We start from the raw sequence: 20,551 nt of genomic DNA, 5'->3' as shown, positions 1-20,551 counted from the left end.
CCGACCGATCGCTGTCAGCGGTCTGTTCGCCCGCTGTCAGCAGTCACGGACATCGTCTGCTCATCGAGATCGCGCACCGCGAAACAGCCGATGAGGAGCCCCGCCCACCATGAGCACGATCAGCACGATCGACACCCTGTCCCAGTACGTCGAGACCACGGCCAAGGAGTTCGGCATCCCCGGCGCCGCCGTCGGCATCTGGGTCGACGGCCGCGAGGTGTACGCCTGCCACGGCGTGACCAGCACCGAGCACCCGCTGCCCGTGGACGAGCGGACGCTGTTCCAGCTCGGCTCGGTCACCAAGACCCACACCGCCACCGCGCTCATGCGGCTGGTCGAGCAGGGCCGCGTCGAGCTCGACGCCCCGGTGCGACGCTACGTCCCCGAGTTCGCCCTCTCCGACGAGAAGGCCGCGGCCGAGATCACCGTACTGAACCTCCTCAACCACACCGCCGGCCTCGACTGGAACGTCGTCGTCGACACCGGCGACGGGGACGACGCCCTGGCCGGCTTCGTCGCGAAGATGGCCGAGCTGGACCTGATCGCGCCGCCCGGGGCCCGCGCCTCCTACAGCCAGGCAGGCTTCAACCTGGTCGGCCGGATCATCGAGACCGTCACGGGCCTCACCTACGAGCGTGCCGTCGACTCGCTGCTCTTCGAGCCGCTCGGCCTGGAGGACAGCTTCTTCGCGCCCTCCGACGTCATGACCCGGCGCTTCGCCGTCGGCCACAACCCCGACGAGGACGGCGACCTGGCCGTCTCCCGCCCCTGGACCGTCACCACGCGCGGCAACCGCCCCGGCGGCGGCCTCGCCTCCTCGGCCGCCGACCAGCTCCGCTGGGCCCGCTTCCACCTCGGCGACGGCCTCGCGGAGAACGGCGAACGGGTCCTGACCGCCGAGGTGCTCCACCGGATGCAGGAGCCGACGGTCGCGCTGCGCGGCAGCACCCTCGGCGACGCGTTCGGCATCTGCTGGTTCCTGCGCGACGTGGACGGCGTACGGACCGTCGGACACGGCGGATCGGCGAGCGGCCAGTTCGCCGAGCTGCTGACCGTCCCGGAACGCGGCTTCGCCGTCGTCGCGCTGTCCAACGCGGGCCCGGAGAGCGGCCTCCTCTTCAACCAGGCCGTCGTCCGCTGGGCCCTGGAGCACTACCTCGGCGTCGTGGACGCGGATCCGGAGCCGGTCCCGTACGACCACGCGCGCGCCCTGGAGGTCGCCGGGAGCTACGACAACGACGCCATGACCCTCACCATCGCCACGGACGGTACGGAACTCACCGTCGGCGCCGCCATCAAGCGGGAGCTCCGCGCCGCCTCCGAGACCGAACTGCCCCCGGACTACGAGCCGGCCGCCATGGGCCTGCTGCCCGGCGACGGCGACGAGTACGTCGTCACGGACGGCGGCCTCAAGGGTCAGCGCGGCTTCTTCACCCGCGACGCGAACGGGGCGATCACCGGCGCCGACCTGGGCGGCCGACTGTTCACCCGGCGGTGACGCGGGCCGCGAAGGAGTGCAGGTTGAGCGTCATCCGCTCCAGGCGCTCGTCGAGCGTGAGGGACTCCTCGTACTGGTTCGTCCGCAGCTTCGGCTGGCGCTTGGCGCGCACGTAGAGGGGACACACGAGGTTCGCGCACACGGAGATCCCGACCGTGTTCCCCTCGCGGCCCTTGGCTCCCGCGAGGGGCGCGGCGAGCAGGGTGACGCCGGAGGAGGCGTGGCCCGTCAGGCACAGCTGGCAGAAACTGGACTTCAGGGCGCTGGTGCGGCTGGCGGTGGGCACGCGCAGGGAGATGCCGAGGGGGCCGTCGGGGCGGGGCAGCACCACGTGCGCCTTCAGCGGGGCGCCCGGATCCACCCGTCGCAACCGGGCGTGCCCGCGCGGCGTCCATCGACTGGGGACGACGGGACGGGCGGGGGAGCGGATGAGCACGGAGGGCGACGGGCCGCCCCGGCAGCGGCTGACGGGCTTCCTGCGGGCGCAGGCCCGGCAGGCGGGGCTGGGTAGCCGTGCGATCGCGGCCCGGCTCCAGGCGGACCAGGCGGCCTCCGCGCGGGCGGCGGCCGACAAGGGGGCGCCTGATCCGCTCGCGACGGTCCGGTGCTCCAACTCCCAGGTGGACAGGGCGATGAACGGCCAGGGGCCGGTGCCGCCGTGGCCGTTCGTACGGGAGTTCCTGAAGGTCACGAGCCGGGCCTCCGGGCTGTCCGCTCAGGAGTACCGGGACCTTTGCGAGACGGCGAAGGGGCTGGTGCGGGCGGTCGCCGATGAGGCCGTGGCCGTTACCGCCTCCGTGGACGGCGGCAGTGACACCGTCGCCGTCCTCCGTCTGGAGGTGGAGCTCGAACGCGCCCGGCACAAGGAGACCCGGCTGCGCTACTCGCTGCGGGACGCGCAGCTCTTCATCGCGACGATGTGCTTCATCGTCAACGAGCTGCGCGAGATCATCGCCGACCGCGACGCCCTGCTGGCCCGGCTCCACCACGGGCCGGGCGACGCCCGGCGGATCGCGGCCGTGCGGGACGAGGCCGAGCAGGCCCTCGCGCTCAAGCACACCGCCGAGACCGAATCGGAGCTGGCCGTTGCCCGGGTCCGCAGGCTCGAAGGGTTCTGGGACCAGGCCCGCCGCGAGGTGCAGCGGCTCGCCCTGCACCCGGACGCGGCCGAACTCGGCCCCTCCCCGGCCCACGGGCCCGGGCCCGGGCCCGGGCCTGGGCTGGTGCCGCAGGAGTTCCTGGCCCGGCCCGCGCTTGACGACATCGCGGGCGCGCTGGCCAAGGCGAGGGCCCTCAACGCCACCGAGGACGAGGCCGTGCGGGAGCTGGCGGCGGAGCCGGCGCCCGGCACGGAGGGTTCGCAGCCCGCCGACGACGAGTTCTCCGTGCTCGTCGCCGCCACGCGGCTCGGCACCTTCCGACGGGAGGCCGTCGAACTGCTCGTACGGGACTGGACCGGCCGGCCGGAGACGGGTGAGGTCTTGCTGCGCATGGTCGACGACCCCGACGACGAGATCCGGAGGATGGCCGTCGGAGGTCTCGCCGATGCCTGTCCCGGCGATCCGGTGGTGCTGGCGGCGCTCCTTCGGCTGGCGCGCCCGGGGGGCGCCCTCCTGGTCTGTCAGGCCGTACTGCACGCACTTCCCCGGGGATGGCCCGGCGATCCCCGGGCGCGAGCCTTGTGCCTGGAGATGACCGAGGACTTCAGGCTCCGGCCCGACGCCTTGGCGGCGCTGGTCACCGGATGGGCGGCCGATCCCGTGGTCCGCGACCACCTCCTCGCTCTGGTCGACGGCCCGGAGCAGGGCTGGCGCGCGGCTCTCGCGAAGGTTTTGGAGCAGGGCTGGCGGGGCGACGCAGCCACCTTCGGCGTCCTCATGCGGATGGCCGTGCAATTCGATGATCCGCCGACGCAGAAGTGCGCCATCGAGGCACTCGGCAGCGGGTGGCCGGGTGACCCGAGGGTTCGGGCCGTCTTCATGGAGCACATCAGCAGGCGCGACCGCCCGGGGGTGGCCGTCGCGGCGGCCAAACAGCTCGCGAGCGGGTGGCCGGGAGATCCCGCGATCGAAGCGGTGCTGGATCGGCTCTCGGACGATCTCGGTGGCATGCTGCCGCAGTTCGGACGGCTGGCGGCGGAGTACGAACGGTCCATGAAGCGCAGGCGGCAACAGCCGTGAAGGGCCGGATCCTCCCCGCGCTCGCGCTCCTCGCCGCTCTGCTGATGCTGCTCCACGGCCTGATCCCGCACCGGTTCGGGAACCCGGGCAGCTTCGTGCAGACCTTCCTGCCCTGGACCGGCCTCGCCGTGCCCGTCCTCGGCGGGCTCGCGCTGCTGCGCAGGGCGCGGCTCGCGCTGGTCGCCGTACTGGTGCCCGCGCTCGTCTGGACCTGCCTCTACGCGGGCACGTTCGCGGACCGGGGGGCCGGCGGGAGCGGCGGGCTGACCGTCGTCACGCACAACGTCGACGACGAGAACCCCGACCCGGCCGGCACCGCCCGCGCCCTCGCCGCCACCGGGGCGCAGCTGATCGCCCTGGAGGAGCTGGTCGAGCCCGCCACCGGCCAGTACGCGGCCGCGCTCGCCGGCGCGTATCCGTACCACGAGGTGCGCGGGACGGTCGGGCTGTGGTCGGTCTACCCGCTCCGGGACACGCAGGCCGTGCCGATCATGGAGTGGACCAGGGCCCTGCGCACGACGGCCGAGACCCCGGAGGGGCCGCTCACGGTGTACGTGGCGCACCTGGCGTCCGTACGCATCCGCCCGACCGCGGGCTTCGACACAGCCCGCCGCGACGGGGCCGCGCGGCGCCTCGCGGAGGCCGTCCGCGGCGGCCCGGCCGGCCGGACCCTGCTGGTCGGGGACCTCAACAGCACCAGTGACGACCGGGCGGTCGCCCCGCTGATGTCGCAGTTCCGCCCGGCGCACGACGCGGCGGGCGCGGGCTTCGGCTTCAGCTGGCCGGAGCGGTTCCCGGCGGCCCGCATCGACCACGTCCTGGTCCGCGACCTGACCCCGGTCGCGTCCTGGACCCTCCCGGCGACCCCGAGCGACCACCTCCCGGTGGCGGCCCGGGTCAGGTTCTAGCAGGTTTCAGCCCCAGGCCTGATAGTCCCAAATTTGGGACGTTCATTTTTGGGACTCCCATCGATGGCACCAAGAGTGGGTAGCCTCGACGGACATGCTGACAACACCACGCGAGCCCGCGACCGACGAGGTGACGGGCTGGCTGGCCCGGAGCGCGTTACGGCTGGACAGCCTGACGGCAGGTGCGCCCACCGCCGACCTCCAGCCGCTGAAGGGCGTTCTCGACGGGGTACGGATCGTGGGCCTGGGGGAGGCCACTCACGGAACGCGTGAGTTCTTCCAGCTCAAGCACCGTCTGCTGGAGTTCCTGGTGACGGAGCTGGGCTTCACCGTGCTGGCCATGGAGGCGAGTGCGTCGGCCGCGTCGGCCGTCGACGCCTACGTCCGCCACGGCGTCGGCGACGGCGCGCGGGCCCTGACCGGACTCGGGTTCTGGACGTGGCGCACCCAGGAGGTGCTCGCGATGATCGAGTGGATGCGGGCCTACAACCAGGGCCGCCCCGAGGCCCGTCAGGTGCGCTTCGCGGGCATCGACCCCCAGCAGTGCGGGCCTTCCCTCGCGGAGCTCGACACCCTGCTGCGGCGCCTGGCGCCCGAGCGGGCCGGCGAACTCCTCACCCCGCTCCGCGTGCTCGCCGACGCGTATCCGGGATCGCGCCCCGACCCCGACCGGCTCCTGTTCCACGACGCCGAGAAGCTGCTGGACTTCCTCCTCGGGAATGCCTCCGAAGAGACCGACGCGGTGCGCCACGCCCGGATCCTCACACAGGCCGCCGACCTGGTGACCCGCCCCCGACGGCACACGGATCCCGAGCGGACCGTGTACGCCGCCCGTGACCGGTACATGGCCGCGGCCGTCGGCGAACTCCTCGCGGATCCGTCCGCCAGGGTCGCCCTGTGGGCCCACAACGGCCACATCGCCACGAGCGGCCGCGGAACGGCCGTACCGGCGCCACTGGGGCAACACCTGCGCACCCGGCACGGCGACGCCTACTACGCGCTCGGCCTGCTGTTCGGCAGAGGCTCTTTCCGCGCGCGCCGGATGTGGCCGGGCCCCTGGGCACGGCCCCGGGCCGGCGCCGTCGTCGCCAACGGGCTGGGCCCCGCCCGCGCCGACACCGTCGAAGCCCGGTTGGCCGCCGCCAACCCGGGCGACCACTTCGTGGACCTCCGCAGCGGGGCCGACGGGCCGTCGGCCGTACGGCAGTGGCTTCACGCCCCTCACCTCACGCGGAGCTTCGGAGCGCTGGTGCCGCGCTGGACCTACCGGTTCAACCTCAGCCCGGTGACCTTGGCCGACGCGTACGACGGGCTGGCGTACGCTGCCGTCTCGACCAGCTCGCGGCCCCTCCTCAGCCCTGTGAGAACTCCGTGAGGCGCTGCACCTCGGCCGCGTGGTAGCTCAGGCGGTCCTCGGTGCGGCCCGCGGTGTAGAGGACGGTGCCGACGACGGCGAAGGGGAGCGAGAGCAGGAGGAGGGCGAGGAGTTCGGCCGGGTCGCGTTCGGTGTCGCAGGCCTTGCCCTCGGCTTCGACGTACGACGACGGCCGCCCGCGCCGGTCCTCCTCCCCGTAGAAGACCCGGGACTCGCAGTCGTTGTCGTCGTCGCCCGCGGGGGTGAACGGCAGCAGCAACTGGGCGGCGAGCCACAGCCAGACCGCGGCCGCGGCGGCGAGCAGGCCGAAGCCCCAGGTCATCTTGCGGGTGGCCCGGGCGCGGAAGGCGGTGTCGTACACCAGTGCTCGTGATGCGGTCATGCGGGCGAAGCTAGCAGGAGGGGTGGACGGCGTTCGGTGCGACGCATGCTGATCCCCCGGCTCGCGTCCCCCGCCGACGGGCAGCAGGGCTCGATGCCAGATGGGCCAGGTCAGGCCCGCCCCGGCAGGGGCTACGGCTTCCGGTTCTCCGCGATCAGCTTCCTGAAGGCCTCCGGGGTGACGGAGTCGATGCCCTGGCCCGAGTTGACGGTGATCTGCTGGCCGTCGATGAAGACCGCCGGGGTGCCCTTGACGCCCTCGTCGTAGAAGGCCTTGCCGGCCTTCTCGACCCACGGCATGTACGTGAGCTCCTTGACGGCCTGGTTGAAGGCGGGCGTCCGCAGGCCCGGGACCTGGTCGGCGAGTTCCAGGAGGGTGGCGGTGGAGCCGAACTTGTCGTCCGTCTCCTTCTCCGGGTGGTTCTTGTAGAGCACCTGGAGGTACTCCATGAACTTCTCCGGGCTCTCGTTCACCGCCGCGCCCAGCGCGTTCACGGCGCGCTTCGAGCCCTTGCCGGAGCCGTTGCCGAGGGCGCCGTCGAGGAAGGTGGCGAAGCGGTACTCGACCTTGTACTCGCCCGCGTCGGCCTGTTCCTTGATGGTCGCGCCCAGGCCCACCTCGGCGCCCGCGCAGTACGGGCAGCGGGGGTCGAGCCAGACGGTCAGGGTGTGCTTCGCGTCCGGCTTGCCGTACGGGACCACGATCCCGTCCTTGCCGGTGGTGTTGGCGGGCTGGACGAACGGCTTTCCCGCGGCCTCGGCATCGCCCGGACCGGACGAGGCCGAGGCGTGGACGCCGACGCCGACCGCGATGCCGAGTACGGCGACCAGGGAACCTCCGACCAGGAGCCGGCTGCGCAGCTTCGCGCGGCGGGCCTGTGCCTCGCGTTCGACGCGGAGCCGGTCGCGGGCCTCGCGTCGCTGGTCCTTCTTCGTACGGGTCGACATGACGTCCAGCGTACGGAGGGGAGGGGGCCGAAACCGGGGGTCATTGGGGTATATGGGGCGGGGACTTAGGTCCTCAGTTCGTTCTGGCGTGAGGGCCCGGTGAAGCCGAGACGAATGGTGCGTCACATCTGCCGGGGGGACGGCGAGTCGGTTCCTAAGACCTGATAAACAGAGGGATGTTCACGGCCCGATCGGTCGTGTGTCGAATGCCTTGACGGCTCCTGGGGGGATCGCCGCACCGTGAAGCCGCTTCACCGTCACCTTGTCAACACCTCGCGCAAGGTCCTGTGCACGGCCGCGCTCGCGGCCAGCCTGACCACCGCCGCGGTCGTCACCAGTCCGCACACCGCCGACGCGGGGGAGTCCGAGCCGACGCCGGACAGCCCGCAGGCCGCCGAGCGCGGCGACGCCCGCCTGGACCTGCCCGACCTCGTCGCCGACCCGCCGCCCGCGGGGGCGGGGGCCGCCGCGGCCGGAGGCGCCAGCGGCATACCCGGTACCGCGCTCGACGCGTACAAGCGCGCCGAGCTGTCGGTGGGCGTCGCGCTGCCCGGCTGCAAGCTGCCGTGGGCGCTGCTCGCGGGCATCGGCCGGGTCGAGTCGGTGCACGCCTCCGGCTACGGGCTCAAGGCCGACGGCTACACCGAGCGGCCGATCCGCGGCCCGCGCCTCGACGGCAACGGCTTCGCCGAGATCCGCGACACCGACAAGGGCGAGTGGGACGCGGACACCGAGTACGACCGGGCCATCGGCCCGATGCAGTTCATCCCGTCGACCTGGGCCAAGTGGGGCGCCGACGGCAACGGCGACAGCAAGCGGGACCCGAACAACATCTACGACGCGGCGCTGGGCGCGGGCCTCTACCTGTGCGCGGGCGACCGGGACCTGTCGAACGCGGCCAAGCTCGACGCGGCGATCCTCAGCTACAACAACTCCCGCGAGTACGTGAACACCGTGCTCGGCTTCATGCGGCAGTACCAGAACGGCGGCGTCACCGAGGTGCCGAACCCGCCGGCCGGGAACTACCCGACGGTCCCGCCGGGCAACCTGCCGACCCCGCGTCCGCCGGTCACCCCGACGCCGACCCCCACGCCCACTCCCACCCCGACGCCGACTCCCACCCCGACGCCGACCCCCACTCCCACTCCCACGCCCACGCCCACCCCGACCCCGGCCCCGCGGCTGGCCGAGCTGACGGTCCTCGACGGGCCGGGGCTCACGGCCGAGTCCGGAGCGGCGGCGTTCAGTGCGGTGCCCCGGGTGAAGGTGCTGCTGAGCGACGGCAAGCCGGCCGTCGGCCAGGAGGTGGTCTTCGCCGTCGAGGCGGACACCACCGGAGGCACCCTCTTCGGCACGGCGGACTCCCTCGTGGTCAAGGCGGACGCAGACGGCATCGCGGCCGCCCCCGGCCTGAAGCCGGGCACCAAGGCGGGCACCTTCTCGCTGCGGGCCTCGGCCTACGACACGCTGGGCCGGTTCACGGTGAAGTTCGACGGCACGGTCACGGCGAAGCCGGTCGTGGACAAGCTGGCCCGCCCGGAGGGCGCGGTGCTGGAGCTGGTGGCCGGTACGAGCATCAAGGGCATCGAGGTGCTCGCGACCGCCGACGGCAAGCCGATCGCGGTCTCCGGTGCCGTGGCCGGCCTGGGCCAGATGAAGGACGGCAAGTGGGTCCCCGCGGAGGCGGGCAGCCCGTACTTCAAGGACCAGGCAGACAAGCCGGTCTACACCCGCGAGCTGCCCACCACGGGCGCGGACGGCAAGCTGGTCCTCCCGGAGCTGTTCACGGACGGTGTCGAGCCCGGCACGTACCAGCTCCGCGTGGCCACCCCGGAAGGCGTCACCCTGATCCTGGACCTCAAGATCACCGCTCCGGCCAAGTAGAACCAAACCCCCTGGGGCCCGCGCCGCACATCGGCGCGGGCCCCAGGCACGTCGCCCACCGGCCGCCGCCCAGGCGGGGCAGGGCCACACCGCGCCACCCACCCCGCGAGGGAACGGGCCGGAGGCCCGGCCGCCCCCGCCCCGCAGGGGCGACCCGCCACCCACCCCGGGAGGGAAAAGGCAGGAGCCCTGTCCCCGCTGCTCGCGCAGCCGGGACAGGGCTCCTTGGGTACTGCTTTCCAACCCGCGATGAGAGTTGGCCCAGGCGACTAGGCCGGGGTGACGTTCTCCGCCTGCGGGCCCTTCGGACCCTGCGTGACGTCGAAGTTCACCTGCTGGTTCTCCTCGAGGGAGCGGAAGCCAGAGGCGTTGATCGCGGAGTAGTGGACGAAGACATCCGGGCCGCCGCCGTCCTGGGCGATGAAGCCGAAGCCCTTTTCAGCGTTGAACCACTTCACGGTTCCGGTAGCCATGAGCCCTCCTATGGGCCAAAGGGTCGCCCTGCTCCAGAACCTGCTAAGAAGTCTGAAAACTACAAAAGCCTGCGGGTCACATTCTCCGCAGGCCTCGTACTGCAAGGGAAACCAAACTGCAACTTGCGCCGAGCCTAGCACGCACCCCGCGGCCGAGACCAGAGGGAAAGATCACGTCACCCGGACGTTTGAGGCCCGCCTGAAGGCTGACGGAGACCGGGCAGCTAGTCTCGCGATGTGGACGTCTATCGCAGCCGGCCCCGTGTCGGCCACATTCAGTTCCTGAACTGCCTGCCCCTCTACTGGGGGCTCGCCCGAACCGGCACGCTGCTGGACCTGGAGCTGACCAAGGACTCCCCCGAGAAGCTCAGTGAGCGGCTCGTGGAGGGGGAGCTGGACATCGCCCCGATCACGCTCGTGGAGTTCCTCCGCAACGCCGACCGGCTCGTCGCGTTTCCCGACATCGCGGTCGGGTGCGACGGCCCCGTCATGTCCTGCGTGATCGTCTCGCAGGTGCCGCTGGAGCAGCTCGACGGGGCCCGGGTCGCCCTTGGGTCGACCTCCCGTACGTCCGTACGCCTCGCCCAGCTGCTGCTTTCCGAGCAGTACGGGGTACGGCCCGACTACTACACCTGCCCGCCCGACCTGAGCCTGATGATGCAGGAGGCGGACGCGGCCGTGCTGATCGGCGACGCCGCCCTGCGCGCCTCCCTGCACGACGCGCCCCGGCTCGGGCTGACCGTGCACGACCTGGGGCACATGTGGAAGGAGTGGACCGGACTGCCGTTCGTCTTCGCCGTCTGGGCCGCCCGCAAGGACTACCTCGACCGGGAGCCGGCGGTCGTGCGCCAGGTCCACGAGGCCTTCCTCTCCTCCCGCGACCTGTCGCTCGAGGAAGTCACCAAGGTCGCCGAGCAGGCGGCCCGCTGGGAGGCCTTCGACGCCGACCTGCTGGAGCGTTACTTCACGACGCTCGACTTCCGCTTCGGGCCGGAACAGCTGGCCGGCGTAAGGGAATTCGCGCGCCGAACGGGAGCGACCACGGGCTATCCCGCGGATGTCTCCGTACAGCTCCTGAACTGGGCGGTCGCGGAACGCTGACCGGTTTACGGGGAATTCCCATCCTTTTCGCGTTTCCGATGGCCGCGGCGGAATGCGCGGGGGGAATAGGGGAGTTCCCCGGGGGCGGCTGTTCCTGCCCCCGCGCCCAGCGGCTAGCCTCGGTTGATCAGTGAGGGCCAACTGGGTGGGCGGCGCGGGGACGCGCCGACGGTGAGGGGATCAGGCCATGCGAGTCCTGGTGACGGTCGTACAGGGGGGCGTACCCCCGCAGGACGTCGTGATCAACACAGACGAGGCGGCGACGGCCCGAGACGTGGCGGAGGCGGTGGCCTCGGCCTTCGGTGTCGCCCACCTCGGGCAGGCCGGCGCCGTCCACGAGGTCGTCGTACCGCTGCACGCCGGCTTCGCGCCGCAGGTGCCGGCCGGACCGACCCTCTGGGCCGACGGGCTGCGCTGCGATCCGGCCGCGCCGGTCGGGGGGATCCTGCGCGACGGCATGCGGCTCTCCGTGGACGACGCGATCGGCCCGCTGCTGCGCAGGGGCGAGCCCGCCGGGTACTACGAGCTGCGGGTCGCGGGCGGTCCGTCCGCCGGCCGCGTGGTCCGCCTGGGCGTGGGCACGGCGACCGTCGGCTCGGCCCCCACCTGCACGCTGCCGGTGGTGGACGGCGCGCTGGCCCCCGTCGCCCTGCGCGTGACCATCGACGTCAAGGGGAACGCCACCCTCCAGGCCCAGGAGGGCGCGGGGGTGCTGCTGGACGGGGAGCAGGCCGAAGGGGACCGGGACTGGCCGCTCGGGACCTTCGTACGGGCCGGGGACTCGCTGCTCGTCCTCGACCGGGTCAGCGAGCCGGACGCGCACCTCTCCGTCACCGGCGAAGGCGGCCTCGCCTACAACCGCCCGCCCCGGCTCTCGCCGCTGCGGCCGCGGCCCCGGCTCGTGGTCCCCGTACTGCCGTCCAAGACGGACCGGGCCCGCTTCCAGATGATCGCGGCCTTCACCCCGATGATCTTCGGTCTGGTGATGTTCGCCGTCACCAAGCAGATCTACATGCTGCTCTTCTGCGCGATGACCCCGATCATGATGCTCGGGCAGTGGATCAGCGACAACCGCGAGGGCAAGAAGAAGAACAAGTCCTCGATGAAGCAGTACAAGAAGGACGTCGCCGCCTACGAGGCCGAGCTGGAGCGGCTCGGCAAGCAGGACCAGGCCCACCGGCGGATCGACGGCCCCGACCCGGCCGAGATCCTGCTGTTCGCCACCGGACCGCGCCGCCGCCTGTGGGAGCGCAGGATCACCGACGTGGACGCGCTCCAGCTGCGCGTGGGCACCGGCGTACTCCCCGCCGACATCGAGCTGTCCATGGCCCGCGGCGGGTACGCCGAGGACAAGCCGGAACCCCCGCAGGTCGACGACGTACCGGTCACCCTGCCGTTCGCCGAGCTCCGTGTCGTCGGTGTCGCCGGCGACCGCGCCCGCGCGCTGTCCACCGTGCGCTGGCTCGCCGTCCAGGCCGCCGTGCTGCACAGCCCCCGCGACCTCTCGCTGGTCGTACTGTCCTCCGTGCGCGAGGCGGGCGCCGACTGGGCGTGGGCCCACTGGCTCCCGCACACCACGCCCCAGCTCGGGCAGGACTGCGTCGCCCTGGTCGGATCCGACTCGGAGGCCGTCACCCGCCGCGTCAACGAGCTCCTGAACGAGCTGGCCCGGCGCAAGGCGGCCCGGGAAGACCACAGCTCGATGAGCGGCGGCATGGCCCCGGACCCCTTCGTCCTGCTGGTGCTCGACGGGGCGCGGCTCCTGCGCCGGGTCCCCGGAGTGCCGCAGCTGCTCCAGGAGGGGCCGTCGTACGGGATCTACGCGCTCTGCGTGGACGAGGACCAGCGGGTGCTCCCCGAGGAGTGCGCCGCGGTCGTCGCGTGGAACTTCGAGTCGCCGACCCGGGTGCGGCTGTACGGCAGCGGGCTGGAGGCGGTCGGCGAGGTGCTGGCCGACCAGGTCGGGCCCGAGTGGTGCGAGCTGCTCGCCCGCTCGCTGGCGCCGGTGCGCGACGTCAGCCGCGACGATGCGGGCGGATCCCTGCCGACGGCCGCCCGGCTGCTGAACCTCCTGGGCATGCCCGACCCGACGGGCTCCGACATCGAGAAGGTCTGGCGGGCCGGAGGCTCGACCACCTCGGCTCCCGTGGGCATCGCCGCCGACGGAACGTTCACCCTGGACATCCGGCGCGACGGCCCGCACGCGCTCGTCGCCGGTACGACCGGCGCGGGCAAGTCCGAGCTGCTCCAGACGATCATCGCGTCGCTGGCCGTGGCCAACCGGCCGGACGCCCTCAACTTCGTCCTCATCGACTACAAGGGCGGCAGCGCCTTCATGGACTGCGCCCGCCTCCCGCACACCGTCGGCATGGTCAGCGACCTCGACGCCCACCTGACCGAACGGGCCCTGGCCTCGCTCGCCGCCGAACTCCACCACCGCGAGACGATCCTGTTCAACGCGGGAACCAAGGACATCGAGGACTACAACGATACCCGCAAGCTGCGCCCCGAACTGGAGCCGATGCCCCGCCTCGTGCTGGTCATCGACGAGTTCGCCTCGCTGGTCGCCGAGCTGCCCGACTTCATCGCCGGTCTCGTCGACATCGCGCGCCGGGGCCGTTCGCTCGGCGTGCACCTGATCCTCGCGACGCAGCGCCCGGCCGGTGTGGTCAGTGCGGACATCCGCGCCAACACCAACCTCCGCATCGCGCTGCGCGTGACCGACGGCACCGAGTCCCAGGACGTCATCGACGCCCCGGACTCCGGCGCCATCGCCAAGTCGACCCCGGGACGCATGTTCGTCCGCTCCGGGGCGCAGTCCCTGGTGGGCGTGCAGTCCGCCCGTATCGGTGGCCGGCGGCCGGCCACCGGGAACACCGGCCCGAAGGCGAACCTGGTCCCGCTCACCTGGGCCTCGTACAGCCGCCCGCTGCCCAGGGCGGCCGACGCGGGCGACGACGGCACGATGGTCACCGACCTCGCCGTGCTCGTCGACGCCGTCCGGTCCGGCTCGGAGGCCATGGGCTTCCCGGCGCCGCGCAGCCCGTGGCTGGACCCGCTGCCCGAGCACGTGACGCTGGAGGACCTTCCCGCGGGGCCCGCTCCGACGCACGGCGACGTCCCGACGATCGGATACGCGCTCACCGACCTGCCCGCGCAGCAGGCCCGCGCGGCGTTCGGACTCGACCTGGTGGGCGGCGAGCACACCCTGCTGGCCGGCGGTGCCCGCTCCGGGCGGTCCACGGCCCTGCGCACCCTGGCCGGATCACTGGCCCGCAGCACCGACCCGGGCGACGTCCACGTGTACGGCATCGACTGCGGCTCGAACGCCCTGCTGCCCCTCGTACGGCTCCCGCACGTGGGCGCGGTGGTCAACCGCGACGAGCCCGACCGGGTGCGGCGGCTCATCGACCGCCTGCTGGCGGAGATCGCCCGGCGCCAGCAGCTGCTCGCCATGGAAGGGGCGTCGAGCGTCGCCGAACAGCGGGCGGCGGCCGCTCCGGAGGACCGCCTCCCGTGGATGGTCCTGCTGCTGGACAGCTGGGAGGGCTTCTTCTCCTCCTTCGAGGCCTACAACTACGGCCAGCTGATCGAGATGGTCCAGCGGATCTTCCGCGAGGGGTCGGCGGTGGGCCTCAAGGTGGTCATGACGGCCGACCGCAGCGGCCTCAGCGGCATGGTGTCCTCCGCCTTCAAGGACCGGCTGATCCTGCGCTTCGCCGACCCCAACGACTACGCCGTGGCCGGCCTCAACGTCCGCGAGGTCCCGAAGAACATGGGCCCGGGCCGCGCCCTGCGCATCACCGACACCGGCATCGACGAGACGCAGATGGCCCTGCTCGACCCGGACCCGTCCGGTCAGGCCCAGGTGCGGATGCTGCGGGAGATCACGGAGGAGGTGCAGGCCCGCTACGGCCGCGTCCCGACGCACCGCCGCCCGCTGCGGGTCGACGCCCTGCCCGCGCGGATCACGGCCGAGCAGGCGCTCGCCCTGGACCCGGACTTCACCCCGCCGTCGTCGCTGTGGGCGCTGGTCGCGGTGGGCGGGGACGAACTGACCCCGCTCGGCATCGACCTGGAGGAGTCGGGCCCCGGCTTCGTGATCGCGGGTCCCCCGAAGTCCGGCCGCTCGACGGCCCTGATGTGCGCCTCGGAGTCCCTCCTGGCGGCGGGCACCCCGCTGATCCTCATCACCCCGCGGCGCTCGCCGCTGCGGGAGCTTGAGGGCCGCCCGGGCGTCCTGGGCGTACTGAACGCGGAGAGCCGCGAGGAGGAGCTGAGGGAGCTGACGGAGCTCGCGGGGGACCGCCCGTACGTGGTGGTCGCCGACGACGCCGAACTGCTCTACGACACCCGGCTGGACGAGCCGCTGGAAGCCCTGCTCCGCAAGGGCGCGGACGGCGGCCTCGGCCTGCTGACGGCCGGCACGACGGACGCCCTCTCCTCGCAGTACCGGGGCTTCGTGACCGCGGCCCGCAAGTCGCGCAACGGCCTGCTGCTGACCCCGCAGAGCTCCCAGGACGGAGAACTGTTCGGCATCCGCCTCCCGTCGAACACGGGCGGCGGCGCCTCGGGCAGCGGCCTCCTCGCCTCGGGTGGCTCGTTCATGCCGGTACAGGGCGTGATGCGGGGCTGAAGTGCAGAGGGGGGCCATGGATATGCTGAGCCGTCCGTATGACAGCGGGCGGCGCAAGCCGCGGGGGGAGAAGACCGACATGCCTTCGTACGACAGTTCCCGGGCCCGTCTCAGGCTGGCCGACCGTCATATCGCGGTCTTCGCACACCTGATGGACGGCGAGACCCCGCCGGACGAGCTGTGGGACTCCCTCGTGGAGCTCCAGCGGACCGGGCTGGTGGGGGAAGAGGGCGAACTGGCCCCGCTGCTCAGGGATTTCCTGGGCGCGCTGTCCGAGCCGCTCGTCATGGTCCAGGTGGAGGTCACCGGCGAGCACGGCCCGGTCAACCACGGCGTCATCGTGGGCCGGGACGCGGTCATCTCCCACGACGGCTGGCCCGGCGAGGAGGAGTCCGAGTACGTCTCCATCGAGCCGACCACGCTGGTGTGGGACCTCGCCCGCAAGGTCAACCTGCACCGCGGGGCGCAGGAGCAGAAGGCGCCGGAGACCGCCCGGATCGAGACCACGATGGCCACGCTGGACGCGGTGTTCGTGGCGATCGCGGAGGCGGGGGGCGACGAGGCGGCCGCGCGCGAGCTGACCCGCCAGGCGGCGGTGGCGGCCGACCCGGACCTGACCGGGGAGGCTCTGGACCAGTTCCTGGAACTGGTCCTCGCGCTGAACGCGACCTGGCGGGTCACGACGGCCTGGGACGGTACGCACGAGGGCGAGCGCACGGCCATGGTCCGCGCCCTGGCGACCTGGGACTGCGGCCCGCTGGGCTACTGGGTCCGGGAGCAGCCCGAAGAGCCCATCATGCCGGGCCAGGTGACGCCCGAGAGCCCGCTGGTCGTGGCCTGGACCACCCCGGGCGACATCTGGGACAAGGTCACGGACCTGCTGCCGGACCGGGAGGACATGGCCGACGAGGCCGCCGGGATCTGACCGGCGGCACGCAGGCGGACAGTACGCAAGCGGGGGGAACCGCGGATGAGGAACGTCAATCCGGATCAGCTCGACCAACTGGCCAAATTACTCGACGGGCGCGGGGGCGCCCGGGGAGGACGGTGATCCCGAGGCAGGCGCGGAGTGGGCGGGCTTCGACGCGAAGGACGTGGCGAAGGCCGGGCTCATCTTCTTCGCCCCCGACGTGCTGCTGCTGGTGAACGCCATGGCGAGCAGTGACGGGCCGGAGTCGGAGGTGTTCCGGCGCCAGTCGAACGAATCGCTCAACGACTGGGTCGACCGTTTACGGGCGCACGCCTTCGCCTCGATCCCCGCGCTCGCGCCGTACGAGAAGCAGATCGAGAAGTTCCTCCGGATCTACGGCGACGTGACGGGGGTCCTGGGGCACGGAGGCGTCGCCACCTACCAAGCCGGCTACCTCACCAGGATCCTGGTCGGGAACTCGATCGCCCAGGGCGGCTGGGCCGGCAGCCTCAAGCTGTGGACGAGCAGGCAGGTGCGGATCTTGGGCACCAGGCCGTGGGCGCCGCCGCAGATCGGTGTCTGGGGCCGGAACCTGCGGGACTGGACCCCGCCGATCCGCTCGCTCGCCGCACCGGGCAGCTGGTTGCCGGGCAGCCTCAGCTCGCTGGCCTCGGGCAGCTCCGTGTACCAGAACGGTACGCGGATCCCGGGCGTCGGCATGTACGTCTCCACCCAGATCGGCACGGCCTTCAACTGGTTGCGCACCAGCGGCGTCATGAACAGCCCGATCCTGGGCACCAGCATCACGGCCAACAAGACGATCAATTTCCTCGTCGGCTCCGACCGGCTGGCCGCGATGTACGGCGGCCTCACGCACTCGGGCCAGATCCCGGCCCGGGCCGGCAACGCCAGCCTGATCAAGGTGGCGCGCAACGCGGCGGCCGACAGCCGGCTCTTCGGCAACAGTCGCCTCGCCTCGCTCGGCTCGGGCCTCAAGGCGGCGGGCAAGACGGCCGGTTTCCTGCGCGGTGCGGGGGTCGTGGGCAGTGCGTTTCTCCACGGGCTACAGCGCCGCGAATGTCATTGCCCAGGGCGACCCGCGCAAGCACTTCGGGAGCCGGGAGTCGGGTGCCAAGTACGTCGCGGACGTCGCTGAGGTCGGCTTCCACGCCTCGATGACCTTGGCGATGATGGCGCCCCACCCTTTCACCATTGGCGCGGTCGTCGTCTTCGGCGGCATATACGCCGGCGCGAAGATCGTCGAACACTGGGACGGCATCAAGGAGGGCGCGGGCAAGGCCTGGGACTGGGTGAATGACAAGGCGAAGAAAGCGGCCAAGAAACTCAACCCGTTCAAGTAGTGAGGGTCGGATGGCCAGGACAGTGACGGGAACGGGTGACGCATGACGGCGAGTGGTGGCGATGTGAACGGCTTCGAGTTCGAACTGGAACCGGTGGAAGAAGATCACCTCTCGGGGTACCGGGGAGTGGTCGGCAGGTTCGGCCACGTCGACGTGTACACCGAGCTCCGCAGAGCCGGACAGGCACCTTCCCGCCAGGCGCACCTGAAGGGCGACAGGTTCCCGGAGACGCTCTTCAGCGGAGGGATGCAGTCGATGCCCTCGCTGGACGGCGGCTGGCTCAAGGTGGACGGCACCGTGGCCGGCCTGGAGCTGGTCGTCAAGGGCCTGCGCAGGAAGTCCCGCTGGCTGGAGATCTCGTACCGCGACCGCCAGTACACCTACGTGACCGGCAGAGACTGCGTACTCGCCCGCGAGGGTGCCACCGTCTCGCTCCGCTACGGCCGGGTTGTGCGCGGGGTCGGCGCTACCAAGCTCGGCACGGCGGCCGGAGAGGTGGACCCCACAGACCTCGCCGTCGCGATCGTGCTGGAGCTCGTCGACACATCGGCCCTGTCCACCATAGGCGCGCTCCTCTCCATTCCGGAGAGCATCTTCTTCACCCCGAGCCGGGGCGAGGGCCCGATCGCGTGACGGATCCCCGCAGCGGGTCCCGGGGCGGCGGTGTGCCGGCCCGGGACCCGCACGGGACGCGTCACCAGTTGAACGGGTTGAGTTTCTTCGCCTTCTCCTTGACCCAGTCCTTCGCCTTGCCGGCTCCGGCCTTGATGTCGTCCCAGTGCTCGACGATCTTCGCGCCGCCGTAGATGGCGCCGAAGACGACGGCCGCACCGATGGTGAACGGGTTCGGCGCGACCATCGCCAGCGTCAGCGATGCGTTGAAGCCGACCTCGGCGACGTCCGCGACGTAGCCGGCGCCTTCCCGCTGGAAGGCCTTGGCGGGGTTTCCCTGCGAGGCGACGTTGGCGATGCTGAGGCCGGTGGCCGCGACGCCGCCGACCACGCCCGCTCCGCGGAGGAAGCCGGCCGTCTTGGAGGATGCGGCGAGCCCCGTGCGGAAGGCGGACGAGCCTTCCGGCGCGGCCGCGGCGGCGTTCTTGAAGACGGTGTACAGGCTCGCCTGGCCGGCGCGGGCGACCGGAGTGCCCGCGTGGGTGGCGCCGCCGAAGGTCCTGGCCATCTCGTCCGACCCGACGATGAAGTCGATGACGCCGTTGGCCCTGAGGCTCTGCATCACGGGCGTGGCCCGGAAGGCGTCGAAGGCCCGGCCGAAGAGGTCACCGCGGACGCCGGCGGTGCCGGGGGTCCCGCTGACGTTCTGGTAGACGGCGCTCGAGTTGAAGGCGTTGCCGAGCTGTCCCGGCAGCCAGCTTCCGGGAGCGCTGACCGATCGGATCTTGGGCGCCCACTGGACCATCTTGTTGCCGCCCTTGCGCAGCAACTCGCTGTTGCTGGCCCGCAGCATCGTGCCGACGCGGATCTTCCAGGTACGGGCCGCGCCGTTCTGGACGCTGTTGCCGACCAGGACCTTGGTCAGTGAGGAGCCGTGGATGGTGACGACGGCGGTGGCGGCGGTGACGGCCGTCCAGTCGCCGAAGATCTTGACGAGGGAGGTGATCGTCTCCTCGTGGCCCTGCAGACCCGGCAGCTTCGCGAGGGCGTGGCCTTCCAGGCGGGCGATCCAGTCGGAGAGCTTCTCGTTCGGCTGGCGCTTGAACTCGTACGCCGCCGGATCCTCGCTGGCCGCCACCGAGTTGGCGAGGAGCAGGGTGTCGGGCGATATCTGATCGCCCTGGTACTCCTTCAGCTCCTCGGGCGAGAAGCCGGCCCAGCGCATCCCGGCCTCCGGGTCCCCGTCCTCCAGGCGGGCGATGGTGGCGCGCTTGCGCAGGTCCGGAGCCGTGTCGTGGGCCCAGGCGCGGAGCGGCCTGAGCGAGCCGAGCTTGCTGCCCACGCCCAGCTGGGAGGCCCGCGTGAACGCTTCGTCGACCTTGTCCTGGACCCCGCCGCGGCCGTCGAGGAGCTTGGCCAGCTGGTCGAGGTCGTCCGGATTGACGTTTCTCATTGTCCTGTCCCCCGTGACTTCATGAGTGTGTGGAGCTCTGTTTCGTGCCCGTGCCCTCAGCGGTCTCCTACGAGGGCGAAAGCGAATGCCAGGCGCCGGTCCAGCCAGTCCGCCTTGACCGTGACCTCCTCGCTTCCCAGCGACACCATCACGACCTTGTCGTCGGCCCGCCATTCGAGCGTGCGCGGCCTGGAAGGCTGGTCTCCGCCCTCCGCCCCCAGGCTCGCGACGGCGGTGAAGGCCACGTAGAGGCTCTTCTCGGCGACGCGGGCCGCGAACGCCTTCCCGTCCCCGCTCGCCCACTCGTTGCGCCCGACGACGGCGGGATGGCCGGGCTGGTCGATGCGCCAGGTGTGCTTGAACGGGCGACTGCTGGGCGGAACCCGCGACAGGGTGCCGATGAGCTGCCCCTCACCGTCGTGGACGTCGTGGTGCCGTTCGGCGTCGGCCTCCCGACCGGCCCTGTCGATCCGGCAGAGCAACTTCTGAGATTCGGCGTCCTCGTAGAGGGCGTAGCCCTCCTCCTCCGAGATGACGAAGGCGCAGGGCGCGAAGACCCTGAAGTCCTTGCCGTTCCTCGGCACACGCACGGCCAGCGGCCCGAAGGAGCTCGTGCGCCGCTTGGCGGTCACGGGCCGCTCGGTGTTGCCCACGACGAAGTCCCTCACCCGTTCCCAGGCGACGGGCGCCACCGGGGGCTCCTCGACGGGCTTGCTCTTCCCGAATGCCACTGTGCCTCCAAGTCCCTTTGTCTTGTCGCGCTCCGTCGTATCGGTCCCGATCATTCATACCGCGCGGCCGCCGTCGGGCGTAAGCGGCTCCCAGCCACCC

The 20,551-nt window shown here is 71.8% G+C and carries 16 protein-coding genes and 1 pseudogene; 11 read left to right on the top strand and 6 right to left on the bottom strand.

The window, feature by feature from the left end; all coding sequences use genetic code 11:
- The first annotated feature begins 109 nt into the window (after nucleotides 1-109).
- The gene (locus AB0O21_RS31290) at nucleotides 110-1,498 is read left to right on the top strand and encodes a serine hydrolase domain-containing protein (RefSeq protein ID WP_365176350.1); all 1,389 of its coding nucleotides are present in this window, start codon (nucleotides 110-112) and stop codon (nucleotides 1,496-1,498) included.
- Here AB0O21_RS31290 and AB0O21_RS31285 read toward each other — a convergent pair.
- Nucleotides 1,485-1,859: pseudogene (locus AB0O21_RS31285) on the bottom strand (FBP domain-containing protein); the annotation flags it as partial. The gene AB0O21_RS31290 and the pseudogene AB0O21_RS31285 overlap by 14 nt on opposite strands.
- A 67-nt stretch (nucleotides 1,860-1,926) precedes the next feature.
- On the opposite strand from AB0O21_RS31285, the gene AB0O21_RS31280 reads away from it, so the two are divergent.
- From AB0O21_RS31280 to AB0O21_RS31270, 3 genes are all read left to right on the top strand, one after another.
- Nucleotides 1,927-3,678, top strand: a complete 1,752-nt coding sequence (locus AB0O21_RS31280) for a hypothetical protein (RefSeq protein ID WP_365176348.1) — start codon at nucleotides 1,927-1,929, stop codon at nucleotides 3,676-3,678.
- Complete coding sequence (locus AB0O21_RS31275) at nucleotides 3,675-4,586, top strand: endonuclease/exonuclease/phosphatase family protein (protein WP_365176346.1); 912 nt, start codon at nucleotides 3,675-3,677, stop codon at nucleotides 4,584-4,586. Before AB0O21_RS31280 ends, AB0O21_RS31275 begins: the two co-directional genes overlap by 4 nt.
- Before the next feature lie 94 nt (nucleotides 4,587-4,680).
- Nucleotides 4,681-5,961, top strand: coding sequence for an erythromycin esterase family protein (locus AB0O21_RS31270; protein ID WP_365176344.1), 1,281 nt, complete (start codon nucleotides 4,681-4,683; stop codon nucleotides 5,959-5,961).
- Here the strand turns inward: AB0O21_RS31270 and AB0O21_RS31265 are convergent.
- Nucleotides 5,939-6,343: a hypothetical protein gene (locus tag AB0O21_RS31265; RefSeq protein WP_365176342.1), complete on the bottom strand. Its 405-nt coding sequence runs from the start codon at nucleotides 6,341-6,343 to the stop codon at nucleotides 5,939-5,941. The two genes, AB0O21_RS31270 and AB0O21_RS31265, sit on opposite strands and share 23 nt — an antisense overlap.
- A gap of 131 nt (nucleotides 6,344-6,474) precedes the next feature.
- Nucleotides 6,475-7,290, bottom strand: coding sequence for a thioredoxin domain-containing protein (locus tag AB0O21_RS31260; RefSeq protein ID WP_365176340.1), 816 nt, complete (start codon nucleotides 7,288-7,290; stop codon nucleotides 6,475-6,477).
- A 240-nt stretch (nucleotides 7,291-7,530) separates the two neighbouring features.
- On the opposite strand from AB0O21_RS31260, the gene AB0O21_RS31255 reads away from it, so the two are divergent.
- A complete protein-coding gene (locus AB0O21_RS31255) occupies nucleotides 7,531-9,174 on the top strand; it encodes a hypothetical protein (protein WP_365176338.1) in 1,644 nt (547 codons plus the stop codon).
- Between the two features lie 269 nt (nucleotides 9,175-9,443).
- Here the strand turns inward: AB0O21_RS31255 and AB0O21_RS31250 are convergent, their stop codons facing one another.
- A complete protein-coding gene (locus AB0O21_RS31250) occupies nucleotides 9,444-9,647 on the bottom strand; it encodes a cold-shock protein (RefSeq protein ID WP_007265804.1) in 204 nt (67 codons plus the stop codon).
- Nucleotides 9,648-9,884: 237 nt separating this feature from the next.
- On the opposite strand from AB0O21_RS31250, the gene AB0O21_RS31245 reads away from it, so the two are divergent.
- The 6 genes from AB0O21_RS31245 (at nucleotide 9,885) to AB0O21_RS31220 (ending at nucleotide 18,288) form a co-directional block, all read left to right on the top strand.
- Nucleotides 9,885-10,748 (top strand): menaquinone biosynthesis protein, encoded by an 864-nt coding sequence (locus tag AB0O21_RS31245; protein ID WP_365176336.1) that lies wholly within the window; start codon nucleotides 9,885-9,887, stop codon nucleotides 10,746-10,748.
- A gap of 187 nt (nucleotides 10,749-10,935) precedes the next feature.
- A complete protein-coding gene (locus AB0O21_RS31240) occupies nucleotides 10,936-15,384 on the top strand; it encodes an FtsK/SpoIIIE domain-containing protein (protein ID WP_365176334.1) in 4,449 nt (1,482 codons plus the stop codon).
- Nucleotides 15,385-15,463: 79 nt separating this feature from the next.
- On the top strand, nucleotides 15,464-16,309 hold the full coding sequence (locus AB0O21_RS31235) for a hypothetical protein (protein WP_365176332.1): 846 nt from the start codon (nucleotides 15,464-15,466) through the stop codon (nucleotides 16,307-16,309).
- A 169-nt stretch (nucleotides 16,310-16,478) separates the two neighbouring features.
- A complete protein-coding gene (locus AB0O21_RS31230) occupies nucleotides 16,479-17,450 on the top strand; it encodes a hypothetical protein (RefSeq protein WP_365176330.1) in 972 nt (323 codons plus the stop codon).
- Nucleotides 17,451-17,469: 19 nt separating this feature from the next.
- Entirely contained in the window at nucleotides 17,470-17,655 is a 186-nt protein-coding gene (locus AB0O21_RS31225; RefSeq protein ID WP_365176328.1) for a hypothetical protein, read from the top strand.
- A gap of 42 nt (nucleotides 17,656-17,697) precedes the next feature.
- On the top strand, nucleotides 17,698-18,288 hold the full coding sequence (locus AB0O21_RS31220) for a hypothetical protein (RefSeq protein WP_365176326.1): 591 nt from the start codon (nucleotides 17,698-17,700) through the stop codon (nucleotides 18,286-18,288).
- Nucleotides 18,289-18,349: 61 nt separating this feature from the next.
- Here the strand turns inward: AB0O21_RS31220 and AB0O21_RS31215 are convergent, their stop codons facing one another.
- Together AB0O21_RS31215 and AB0O21_RS31210 are read right to left on the bottom strand one after the other, a co-directional pair.
- Nucleotides 18,350-19,720 (bottom strand): PE-PGRS family protein, encoded by a 1,371-nt coding sequence (locus tag AB0O21_RS31215; RefSeq protein ID WP_365176324.1) that lies wholly within the window; start codon nucleotides 19,718-19,720, stop codon nucleotides 18,350-18,352.
- Nucleotides 19,721-19,776: 56 nt separating this feature from the next.
- Complete coding sequence (locus AB0O21_RS31210; protein WP_365176322.1) at nucleotides 19,777-20,451, bottom strand: hypothetical protein; 675 nt, start codon at nucleotides 20,449-20,451, stop codon at nucleotides 19,777-19,779.
- Nucleotides 20,452-20,551 lie beyond the last annotated feature (100 nt).

Origin of the sequence: Streptomyces sp. NPDC091371, from assembly GCF_040684275.1 — a bacterium.
In the GTDB taxonomy this organism is placed as follows: Bacteria; Actinomycetota; Actinomycetes; order Streptomycetales; family Streptomycetaceae; genus Streptomyces.
This window is presented reverse-complemented; position numbering and strand designations above follow the sequence as displayed.

Bases quoted from the DNA above. Each gene is read 5' to 3' on its own strand.
- AB0O21_RS31240 (WP_365176334.1), top strand. From the start codon at position 10,936: ATGCGAGTCCTGGTGACGGTCGTACAGGGGGGCGTACCCCCGCAGGAC.
- AB0O21_RS31290 (WP_365176350.1), top strand. From the start codon at position 110: ATGAGCACGATCAGCACGATCGACACCCTGTCCCAGTACGTCGAGACC.
- AB0O21_RS31250 (WP_007265804.1), bottom strand. From the start codon at position 9,647: ATGGCTACCGGAACCGTGAAGTGGTTCAACGCTGAAAAGGGCTTCGGC.
- AB0O21_RS31225 (WP_365176328.1), top strand. From the start codon at position 17,470: ATGACCTTGGCGATGATGGCGCCCCACCCTTTCACCATTGGCGCGGTC.
- AB0O21_RS31235 (WP_365176332.1), top strand. From the start codon at position 15,464: ATGCCTTCGTACGACAGTTCCCGGGCCCGTCTCAGGCTGGCCGACCGT.
- AB0O21_RS31270 (WP_365176344.1), top strand. From the start codon at position 4,681: ATGCTGACAACACCACGCGAGCCCGCGACCGACGAGGTGACGGGCTGG.
- AB0O21_RS31265 (WP_365176342.1), bottom strand. From the start codon at position 6,343: ATGACCGCATCACGAGCACTGGTGTACGACACCGCCTTCCGCGCCCGG.
- AB0O21_RS31220 (WP_365176326.1), top strand. From the start codon at position 17,698: ATGACGGCGAGTGGTGGCGATGTGAACGGCTTCGAGTTCGAACTGGAA.
- AB0O21_RS31280 (WP_365176348.1), top strand. From the start codon at position 1,927: ATGAGCACGGAGGGCGACGGGCCGCCCCGGCAGCGGCTGACGGGCTTC.
- AB0O21_RS31260 (WP_365176340.1), bottom strand. From the start codon at position 7,290: ATGTCGACCCGTACGAAGAAGGACCAGCGACGCGAGGCCCGCGACCGG.
- AB0O21_RS31215 (WP_365176324.1), bottom strand. From the start codon at position 19,720: ATGAGAAACGTCAATCCGGACGACCTCGACCAGCTGGCCAAGCTCCTC.